Here is a 9535-nt window from a genome sequence, read left to right on the forward strand (position 1 = left end):
GGTGCTGGTGTGCCTGCGGCCCCGGAGTATCACCGGCCCGCCGTGGTGGTCGAACCGGTGGTGGCCACCCGCCCCCGCAGGCGGTCAGCGACTCAGTCGTTCGGCCGCGCCAGCGCGCCCTCGACCGGGGGCTCGGCCGACCACGGGAACGTGATCCACTTGTCGGTCTCCTTCCAGGAGAAGTCCGGCTGGAGGATCGTGCGCGGCTTGGTGTACAGCACGGCCGAACGTGCTTCGGTGCCGTGCTCGGCGAGCAGGTCCATGACCAGGGCGAGGGTCCGGCCCGAGTCCGCGACGTCGTCGACCACGAGGACCTTGGACCCCGGGAGCTCCGACGTGTCCATGAGCGGGGGGAGGACGCGAGGGTCGGCGAGCGTCTGACCGATGTCCGTGTAGAACTCCACGTTGAGCGTCCCCACCCCCTTGGTGCCCAGCGCGTAGGCCACGGCCCCGCCGGGAAGCAGTCCGCCGCGGGCGATCGCCACCACGACGTCGGGCTGGAAGCCGCCTGCGACCACCTGCTCGGCCAGCTGCCTGGACGCGGTGCCGAAAATCTCCCACGTCATGACTTCGCGCTCTGTGCTCATGGACAGAGCCTAGGGGCAGCCCCTGTGAGGTGCCCTGCCCGACGGCCCGCACCGGACGTCACCCGTCCAGCACGCGAGAAGGGCCGCCTCCCGCGAGCGGGAGACGGCCCTTCGACGGTCCGGACGGCGGGGCCGTCAGGAGGGGGTGCAGATCAGGAGGCGTCCAGGATGTCGACGACGAAGACCAAGGTCTTGCCGGCGAGGGGGTTCGTCTCGCTGGCCTCAGCGCCGTAGGCGAGCGCCGCAGGGACGACCAGCAGCACCTGGCTGCCGACGGTCTGACCCGCGAGCCCGGTGGTCCACCCCTCGATGACACCGCTCAGGGGGAAGGTCGCAGGAGCGCCGTTCTCCCACGAGGAGTCGAAGGACTCACCGTCGAGCGTCCAACCCGTGTACTGGGTCGTGACGGTCTGGTCCGCGGTGACCTCCGGACCGGAGCCCTTGATGAGCGTCTGCACGACGAGCTCGGTCGGGTCGGCGTAGCCCTCGGGGATGTCGATGCTGGGCTTGCCCGTGTCGTCCAGCGTGACGACCGGCAGGCCCTCGGCCGGCGTGACGGCCTCGCCCTCGGCGCGGTCCGGAACGTCCTTGGTGCTGACGATCTGGATGAGGTTCACGCGGGTGTCGGTGGTCTGGTCGTCCTCCTGGCTCGGGAAGGCGACGAGGACCTGGGCCCCGACCTTCTGGCCGATCAGGGCGTCGTTCAGCAGCTCGTAGCTCGCGTCGCCGACCGTGAACGACTCTGCGGCGTCATCGGTCCAGGTCGAACCGAGCAGCTCTGCCGAGCTGCCCTGGTACACGATGTACTGCATCGTCACGAGGTCCCCCTCGGCGACCTCGTCGCCGTCCCCCTCGGTGACGACCTTGCTCGTCGTGGTCGAGACCGTGAGGCCCTTGTCGAACGCGAGCGTCGCGTCCCCGTCCGTCCCGGTCACGACGACCGAGTCGAGTGCCGCGATGTCGGCTTCGGTCGGAACACCCGTGTCGTTGGCTGCTGCCGACTCGGTGGCTGAAGGGCTGGCGCTGCCACCGTCGCCGGAAGCACAACCGGACAGGACGAGGGCGGTACCCAGGGCGATCGCGACCAGGCCGCGAGAGGTACGGAGCTTCACAAGAATCCTTCGTTCGGGGGTGTCCGCGCACGACCGGGAGTGAACACGGCGCCGAGCACGGGAGTGGCGGGCTCGGCAACTCTAGCCGCACTCTCTGAGAGTGTGCTGAAAACGGACGGTCGCGACCGGCGGGCACCCGTCGCTGTCGCGACCGTGGACAATGGAACCGTGCCCTCGAAACGTCCCTCGCGCCGTCGTCCCTGGGGAGCGGAACCCCCTCCGCTCGACCTCAACCGTGCCCTCGGCGGCATGCGGTCGGAGACCGGGCCCGACGGCGAGTGGTCCGTCCGCACCGTCCGTCAGAGCGACAAGTCGTACGTGTGCCCGGGCTGCCGGCAGACCGTCCCCGCCGGGACGAGTCACGTCGTCGCGTGGGCCAAGGACTCGATGTTCGGGGCGCAGTCCGCGCTCGAGGACCGCCGCCACTGGCACACGGGGTGCTGGGAGGCGCGTGCCCGGCGCCGCTGAGGTCGACCCCGGCTAGGCTCGGTCGTGATGAACGCGCACAGCCCTGACCCCGCGACCGACCGTCCCGCCACGCCCGCCTCGGCGGCCACGCCCGCAGCGGTGCCCCCGGCAGCGTCCGCAGGTGCGCCCACGGCGGCACGCACGGCCCCCGACGGCAAGCCCGTCGAGCGCGGCGCCCCGATCCGTTCGCTCACGGTCCTGCCGGCCCGCCGCGAGGACGTCGAGCTCCACACCGCGGACGGTCTGACCCTCGTGGGCGAGCTCGCGCTCCCGGCGCACGCGGCGCCGTCGGGCACCTTGATCACGCTGCACCCGCTGCCCACGCACGGCGGCTACATGGACTCCCACGTCTACCGCAAGGCAGCCTGGCGCCTGCCCGCGCTCGCGGACCTCGCGGTGCTGCGCTTCAACACGCGCGGCACGTCGTCCCCGCGCGGCACGAGCGAGGGCGCGTTCGACGGCGGCGAGGCCGAGCGCTTCGACGTCGCCGCGGCGATCGAGCTGGCCGAGTTCCACGACCTGCCGAACCGGTGGCTCGTGGGGTGGTCGTTCGGGACCGAGCTCGTCCTCAAGCACGGCACGGACCCCGGCATCGAGGGCGCGATCCTCCTCTCCCCGCCCCTGCACCGCGCGACCGACGAGGACCTGGACCGGTGGGCCGCGTTCGGCAAGCCGCTCCTGGTCCTGGTGCCCGAGCTCGACGACTACCTGCGCCCCGAGGAGGCCCGACGCCGCTTCGCGCGCGTGCCGCAGGCCGAGGTCGTCGCGGTCGAGGGGGCCAAGCACCTGTGGGTGGGCGAGCCGTCGGTGCGACGCGTTCTCGACGAGATCGTCGCCTGCGTCCGCCCGGGATTCCCCGTACCCCTCCCCACGACGTGGGACGCGCAGACCGAGATGGGTACGGACACCGAGGCCTCCGACCAGGCCTCCTACGACGCGAGCCGCACGCACGTCCAGCCGACGACGACAGGACAGAACACATGACCACGACCCAGCACCTCGCCCTGCACACCCTGCGTGAGGGGCACGGGCTGCCCGTGCTGCTCGTGCACGGCTTCCCGCTCGACCACCGCATGTGGGAGGACGTCGCCGCGGCCCTGCCGAGCGGCATCACGGTCGTCGCGGTCGACCTCCCGGGGCTGGGCGAGAGCCCGCTCGGGGGCGAGCCGCCCTCGATCGAGGCCGCAGCCGACGCCGTGGTCGCCGCTGCCCGCGCCGCCGGGCTCGAGCGTGCGGTGGTCGTGGGCATGTCGATGGGCGGCTACGTCGCGCTCGCCGCGGCCGAGCGTCATCCGGGCTTCGTGGTCGCGCTCGGCCTCGTGGACACCAAGTCGACGGCCGACGACGACACGGCCCGCGCCAACCGCCTGCGCATCGCGGCGGCGGTCAGCGAGAGCCGCACGGTCGACGCGGTCCTCGGCATGCCGGGAGCCCTGCTCGGCGCGACGAGCAAGATCGCGCGCCGTGGGCTGACGGCTCGCCTCGAGGAGTGGATCCGTTCCCAGCGGCCCGACGGCGTCGCGTGGGCCCAGCGCGCCATGGCCGCCCGCCCGGACCGCACCGAGGTGCTGGCACGCTTCGCGGGCCCCGTGAGCGTGGTCGTGGGCGAGGAGGACACGCTCACCCCGGTCGAGGCCGCCGAGCACCTGGTCGCCGCGGCTCGGGGGGCGACGCTCGTCGTGGTGCCCGCCGCGGGGCACATGAGCGCTGTCGAGGACGCGCCGGCCGTCGCGAACGCGATCGGTGACCTCTGGGCCGTCGCCCGGGACTGAGCGCCGGGCGGTCAGCCGCGCTCGAGCACCAGCTCGATCGCGTCCGCGAGAGAGATGGACTCGCCGTCGCGCCCGCCCTTGCCGAGCACGAGCGGCGGGTCCGACGGGACGAGGGTCGCGCCCTTCAGCCGGGCCGAGAGCCCGCCCTGGACGCTGAGGATGTAGAACGACGCGTCGGTCCCGACGGCGAGCGTCCGGTTCTTGCGCAGGTACCAGCCGAGCGTCCTGGTGCGGTACGTCGCGTCCCCTGCGTACGAGCGGGCCTGGAGCGGGACCGGGGCGATGCCTCGCCGTCCGGCCTCGGCGACGAACTCGCGCAGGAGAGCGGCGGCCTGGGCCGACTCCTGGGCGCGGCGGCGTTCGAGCTCGTTCGCCTGGTGCGCCGCGGCCTCGGTGCGCTGAGCACGCCAGGCCGCGACGTCGTCGGGCGCGTTGCTGCTCGCGGCTCCGGCGGGACCGTGAGCCTCGTGAGCGGACGACGGCGGCGACCCAGGCAGGTCCCCGGTGTCGTCGCCGTCGTGCGTCATGGGCGTGCTCAGGCCTTCGCGGAAGCCGAGGACTCCGAGGACTTGGCGTCCTCGCCCTCCCCGCCCTCGACCTCGACCTGCGGGAACTCCGCGGTCATGAGGTTCGCAGCCCTGGCGCGCTGCGCCGGGGTGCCCGCTATGGCCACGGCCGGTGCCGCCTTGGTCTTGGCGCCCTCACCGTCGCCGAGGAGCCCACGCAGCTCGTCGAGGTAGGTGTTGATCGACTCGTGCTGGCGCGTGAGGTCCTCGAGCTGACGCTGGGCCGCCGCGCGCTGCTGCTCGGCCTCTGCCTTGGCGTCCCCGACGGTCTGCTCGGCGAACTCGCGGGCCTCGGCGACCACGCGGTCCGCGTTGTGACGCGCGGTCGCGATGACCTCCTTGACGTAGTCGTCGGACTCGGTGCGGACCTTCTCGGCCTGCTCGAGAGCCGTGACCACGCGGTGCTCGGCGTCGGACGCGTGCGCCTCGGCCGTCGCGACGAGCTTCTCGGTCTCCTCCTTGGCCGTCTGGTGGCGCTGCGCGCTCTCCAGCTCGGCCTCCTCGCGGCGGCGGGCGATGTCCAGCTCGGCCTCGGCCAGAGCGGTCCGCGCCTTCTCGCGCAGCTCCTCCATCTCGGAGGTCACGGCGTTCGCTGCCTCGGAGGCCGCGCGCTTGGCCTCGGAGACCTGACGCTCGGCCTCCCGGCGCGTGGTCTCGCGCAGCTCGGTGGTCTCGCGCTCGGCGGCCTCGCGCATCGCGGCCGTCTCGGCAGCGACCCGGGCGCGCAGCTCGGCGGTCTCGCGCTCGGTCGCGACGCGCAGCTCCGTGGTCTCGCGCTCGACCTGGGCGCGCAGGGTGCCCAGCTCGCGCTCGAGGCTCGAACGACGCTCGCTCTCCTCGGTGTTCAGTGCGCTCTGGATGCGGGCGGCCTCGCGCTCGGCGGAACCCACGAACTCCTCGGCGCGGCGCTGCGCGCCGACCAGGGTGCTCTCGGTCTCCGACGCGGCCGTCGAGCGGATCTCCTCGGCCTCGCGACGAGCGCCAGAGAGCAGCTCGGCGACCTCGTTCTCGGCGCGCGAGCGGATCTGGCCGCCCGCGACCTTGGCGCGCGACATGATGTCGACAGCCTGGGCGTTGGCCTGGGCCAGGATGTCGGCCGACTGCTCCTCCGCGGAACGGAGCAGCTGCTCGATGCGCGAGCCCAGTCCCGAGTAGGACGGTCGGTCGGACTCGCGCAGCTGGCGCTGTGCGTCCTGGAGGTCCGACGTGAGCTGCACAGCCCGGGCGTCGGCGGACTCGGCCCGGTGACGGGCCGTCTCGAGATCCTTCTCGAGCTTGGCCAGCTGGCCTTCCACCATGATGCGGTCGTAGCCGCGCATGGTGATGGGGAACAGTGTGCGTTCGTCGGACACGGGTCGACCTTCCGCTTCGGGCTGGTCCACGCCAGCGCTGTTGTCGGGACGTATCGTTCGGTGGAGGTACCGGGTCGCCCGACCTGTGGAACGTCACCCAGGATACGTGGCCGAACTGTGTCCTGAATACCCGGAATGGGTACCGTCAGGGTGTCGCGGGGACTTCGTGAAGAGTCTGCGGCGATCGTCGCCATCCGGCGAACTTTCGAATCCAGCAGGCGTTCGCCTCTATTGTGGAATGTCCATGACGAAGGGAAACTCGGTGCTTCAACGAATCCTGGCCGCCGGCCTGATCGTGCTCGGCCTGGTGGGGATCGGCACAGGAGTCGCCGCTGCGACCCTCTGGCGCGAGAGCGAGACGGTCGTCGCGACGGCCGCTGCCGACGCCTCGTCGCCGCTGGTCGTCTCGGAGCCCGGGGTCCTCGACCTCGTCGACGGTGACGTGACCGTCACGGCGAAGACCCCGGACGGGAAGCCCGTGACGCTCGTGATCGGGCGCGACGTCGACGTCACCGGGTGGGTCGGCACCGACGCGCACTCGGACATCACCGGTCTCACCGACTGGGAGACGCTCGCGACGAAGTCGGTCACGACACCGCCGCCCGCCGAGGAGACCCCCGCCGAGGAGACCCCGGCCGAGGGCGAGGCCCCGGTCGAGGGTGACGCGCCCGCAGAAGGTGAGGCGCCCGCCGAGGGCGACGCTGCTGCGGACGCCACGGCCGAGACGCCCGTCGTGGGTGTCGACCCCGCCGGGTCCGACATGTGGTTCGCCGAGGCCTCCGGTGCGGGCGAGGTCAGCCTGCGCTGGTCCGACCGTCCGGGCCGCTGGAGCCTGCTCGCGGCCGGGACCGGTGAGGACCCTGCGAGCCCCGTCGTGACCTTGAGCTGGGCCCGTGAGGTCTCCACCCCTTGGCAGTGGCCCGGGATCGCGGGTGGCTCGCTGCTCCTGGTCGCCGGGCTGGCGATCGGTGTCCTCTCGTTCATGGGTGGCAAGAAGGACAAGGACCCCAGCGCAGGCGGCGGCAGGAAGAAGAAGAGCCGCACGGCGAGCAACGGACGCACGGCGCGTACCGGCGCAGGCTCGGAGGCTCCGGAGAGCACGAGCACCGCCGGGGAGGCCGGGCCCGCTGCACCGACCGAGCGTCGCGCCGGAGCCGGCTGGCCCGGCGCCGTACCGGAGTCTGCGCGGGTACCCGCGCAGGAACCGCCGACGCAGACCGGCGCGACAGGGACCCTGACCCGTCGTGAGCTGCGCGAGAAGGCCGAACGGGAACGCATCGAGGCCGAGCGGCTCGCCCAGGAGGACGCGCGGGCGCAGCGCCCGCGCAACCGCTGGATGACCGGGCAGATCCCGGTCGTGCGACGTGAGAGGAACGCGACGGCCGCGCAGCCGGTCGTCCCCGACCCCTCGGGTGAGACGGACGCAGGGTCCGCCGGCGGCAGCTCTGCCACGGCCCGCGCGGACGCGTGGCGCCAGGCGTGGGGTTTCGGCCAGACGCAGGCCGCCCCGCCCGCCGCGTCCGACGAGAACGACCAGACCCAGAACCCCGACTCGACCGGAGGAGACCGATGAGCCAGCGCACCCCCCGCCGCTCCACGGCCCGCACGGCCGCGGTGGCCGGCGCCGTCCTCGGCGCGCTCCTGCTCGCAGGCTGCACGTCGCCCGTTCCCACACCCACCGTCGACGAGAGCTCGGCGACCGCCGAGCCCGCACTGACCGTCGAGCAGATGGCCGAGGTCCGCGAGGCCGTCGGCTCGACCCTCGAAGCAGCCAACGCGACCAACGACGCGTCCCAGCTCGCCACCCGGCTCGCCGGGCCGGCGCTGTCGCTGCGCACGAGCCAGCTCGGCGTGGCCGCGGCACGTGGCAACGGCGACCTGGTGACGGTCCTGCCCACGGCCGTCCAGCAGGACATCATCACGACGACCGAGTCCTGGCCCCGGCAGGCGTACGCCGTGACCGAGCAGCCCGAGGACCTCCAGTCCCCGCGGCTCCTCGGGTACGAGCAGACCACGGCGCGCGACCCGTACAAGCTCTGGGCCTGGGTGCGCCTGTTCCCGAGCGTCAAGCTGCCGAGCTTCGCGGGCGCCGCGGTCGGCAGCGAGTCCGTCCCGCTCGACGACCCGTCGCTCCTCATGACGCCGACCGACGCGGTCGCCCAGTACGCCGACGTCCTCAACCTGGGCGCGGGCTCGGGCTTCGCGGCCTCGTTCGCCGACGACCCGCTGCGCGCCTGGGTCGCGACCAACGCGCAGACGCAGGCGGCGCCCCTCGCCACGGCCGCGGGTACGCAGACCATGACCTTCACGCCGACGCCGGGCGAGGCGCGCGCAGTGCGCACGGCAGACGGCGGTGCGATGGTCATGGCCGCGATGACGGCGCTCGAGACCCGCACCGCGGAGGAGGGCGCGAAGATCACGCCCGGTACCGAGACGGAGAAGGCCCTCTTCGGAGCCACCGAACCGACGAACGTCCTCAACGTGGGGTACACGACCATGGTCGCGATGTACATCCCGCCGGCGGACGCCACCACAGGCGTCCAGGTGCTCGGCATGGAGAACATCGTCACGTCGGTCGCGACCTCCTAGGCCGGTACCGGGGTCGGCGACGGCAGGACGAGCAGCCCTGTCGTCGCGGACCACGGCGGACGCCCACCGTCGACGAACCCTCTCGCCGAGCCGCCGCCTCGCGACGGCACGATCTTCCTTAGGATGAGCGCATGAGCCAACCGAGCCAGCAGCCGAACTTCGACGTGCGCGGCGCCGTCGACCTGTCGTCCCTGAACCGTCCGTCGGCGCCCCCGCCCGGGACGCCCGGCGGTGCCCCCGAGGCCGGCGGCTACGTCGTCGACGTCACGGAGGAGTCGTTCCCGCAGCTCGTCCAGGACTCCGCGCAGTACCCGGTCGTGGTCCTGCTGTGGATCCCCACGGACCAGGCGAACGCCCAGCTCGGCACCGAGCTCGGCGCGATCGCCGAGGAGTTCGCGGGTCGTTTCCTCCTGGGCCGCGTCGACGCCCAGACCTACCCGCAGATCGCCGCGGCGTTCCAGGTGGAGAGCGTCCCGACGGTCGTCGCGATCGTGGGGGGCCAGCCGGTCCCGCTCTTCCAGGGGGCCGCTGCAGGAGACCAGATCCGTGCGGTCCTGCAGCAGGTGCTGCAGATCGCCGAGGGCAACGGCGTCACGGGCCGAGCTCCCGCGCAGGGGGTCGCGGACCCGGACGCGGCGGTGGCTCCCGAGCCCGAGCCCGAGCTCCCGCCGCTGCACCAGGAGGCGTTCGACGCGATCGAGCGCGACGACCTCGACGCGGCCGTCGCGGCATACCAGAAGGCCATCAAGCAGGACCCGCGCGACCACCTCGCGGCCGCGGGCCTGGCTCAGGTGGGTCTCCTGCGCCGCACGCGCGACCTCGACCTGCAGGCGACGCGAGAGGCCGCCGCAGCGCGGCCCACGGACCTCGCCGCGCAGCTCGACGTCGCGGACATGGACATGCTCGGCGGCAAGGTCGAGGACGCGTTCGGTCGCCTGCTGGACCTCCTGCCTGGCGCGAGCGCCGAGGACAAGGAGACGCTGCGCCTGCGCCTCGTCGACTACTTCGAGATCCTCGGGCCGACCGACCCGCGCGTCGGCAAGGCACGCCAGCTCCTGGCGATCAACCTGTACTGACGACCTGCGAAGG

The 9535-nt window shown here is 72.9% G+C and carries 10 protein-coding genes; 6 read left to right on the plus strand and 4 right to left on the minus strand.

Annotation, left to right across the window (positions count from 1 at the left end; translation table 11 throughout):
* Window positions 1-92: 92 nt before the first annotated feature.
* On the minus strand, window positions 93-587 hold the full coding sequence (locus ACFWFR_RS13970) for a phosphoribosyltransferase (RefSeq protein ID WP_377623344.1): 495 nt from the start codon (window positions 585-587) through the stop codon (window positions 93-95).
* A 152-nt stretch (window positions 588-739) separates the two neighbouring features.
* Window positions 740-1699 (minus strand): FKBP-type peptidyl-prolyl cis-trans isomerase, encoded by a 960-nt coding sequence (locus ACFWFR_RS13975; protein ID WP_377623345.1) that lies wholly within the window; start codon window positions 1697-1699, stop codon window positions 740-742.
* A gap of 168 nt (window positions 1700-1867) precedes the next feature.
* Here ACFWFR_RS13975 and ACFWFR_RS13980 point away from each other — a divergent pair, with 168 nt between their 5' ends.
* From ACFWFR_RS13980 to ACFWFR_RS13990, 3 genes are read left to right on the plus strand one after another with little or no spacing between them, the layout of a single operon-like run.
* Complete coding sequence (locus ACFWFR_RS13980) at window positions 1868-2167, plus strand: hypothetical protein (protein WP_191799964.1); 300 nt, start codon at window positions 1868-1870, stop codon at window positions 2165-2167.
* 27 nt (window positions 2168-2194) lie between these two features.
* A complete protein-coding gene (locus tag ACFWFR_RS13985; RefSeq protein ID WP_377623346.1) occupies window positions 2195-3151 on the plus strand; it encodes an alpha/beta hydrolase in 957 nt (318 codons plus the stop codon).
* Window positions 3148-3939, plus strand: coding sequence for an alpha/beta fold hydrolase (locus tag ACFWFR_RS13990; RefSeq protein ID WP_191799962.1), 792 nt, complete (start codon window positions 3148-3150; stop codon window positions 3937-3939). The genes ACFWFR_RS13985 and ACFWFR_RS13990 overlap by 4 nt, the downstream gene beginning before the upstream one ends.
* Window positions 3940-3950: 11 nt before the next feature.
* On the opposite strand, the gene ACFWFR_RS13995 is transcribed toward ACFWFR_RS13990, so the two are convergent.
* Window positions 3951-4466 (minus strand): hypothetical protein, encoded by a 516-nt coding sequence (locus tag ACFWFR_RS13995; RefSeq protein ID WP_377623347.1) that lies wholly within the window; start codon window positions 4464-4466, stop codon window positions 3951-3953.
* An 8-nt stretch (window positions 4467-4474) separates the two neighbouring features.
* Window positions 4475-5857 (minus strand): hypothetical protein, encoded by a 1383-nt coding sequence (locus ACFWFR_RS14000; protein WP_377623348.1) that lies wholly within the window; start codon window positions 5855-5857, stop codon window positions 4475-4477.
* Window positions 5858-6101: 244 nt separating this feature from the next.
* On the opposite strand from ACFWFR_RS14000, the gene ACFWFR_RS14005 reads away from it, so the two are divergent.
* The 3 genes from ACFWFR_RS14005 (at window position 6102) to ACFWFR_RS14015 (ending at window position 9522) form a co-directional block, all read left to right on the plus strand.
* Window positions 6102-7430 carry a hypothetical protein gene (locus ACFWFR_RS14005; protein ID WP_377623349.1) on the plus strand — a complete coding sequence of 443 codons (1329 nt, stop codon included), beginning with the start codon at window positions 6102-6104 and terminating at the stop codon, window positions 7428-7430.
* The gene (locus tag ACFWFR_RS14010; protein WP_377623350.1) at window positions 7427-8446 is read left to right on the plus strand and encodes a hypothetical protein; all 1020 of its coding nucleotides are present in this window, start codon (window positions 7427-7429) and stop codon (window positions 8444-8446) included. Before ACFWFR_RS14005 ends, ACFWFR_RS14010 begins: the two co-directional genes overlap by 4 nt.
* 131 nt (window positions 8447-8577) lie before the next feature.
* Complete coding sequence (locus ACFWFR_RS14015) at window positions 8578-9522, plus strand: tetratricopeptide repeat protein (protein ID WP_191799954.1); 945 nt, start codon at window positions 8578-8580, stop codon at window positions 9520-9522.
* Window positions 9523-9535 lie beyond the last annotated feature (13 nt).

This window comes from Oerskovia sp. NPDC060287, assembly GCF_042726775.1.
Taxonomy (GTDB): domain Bacteria; phylum Actinomycetota; class Actinomycetes; order Actinomycetales; family Cellulomonadaceae; genus Oerskovia; species Oerskovia merdavium.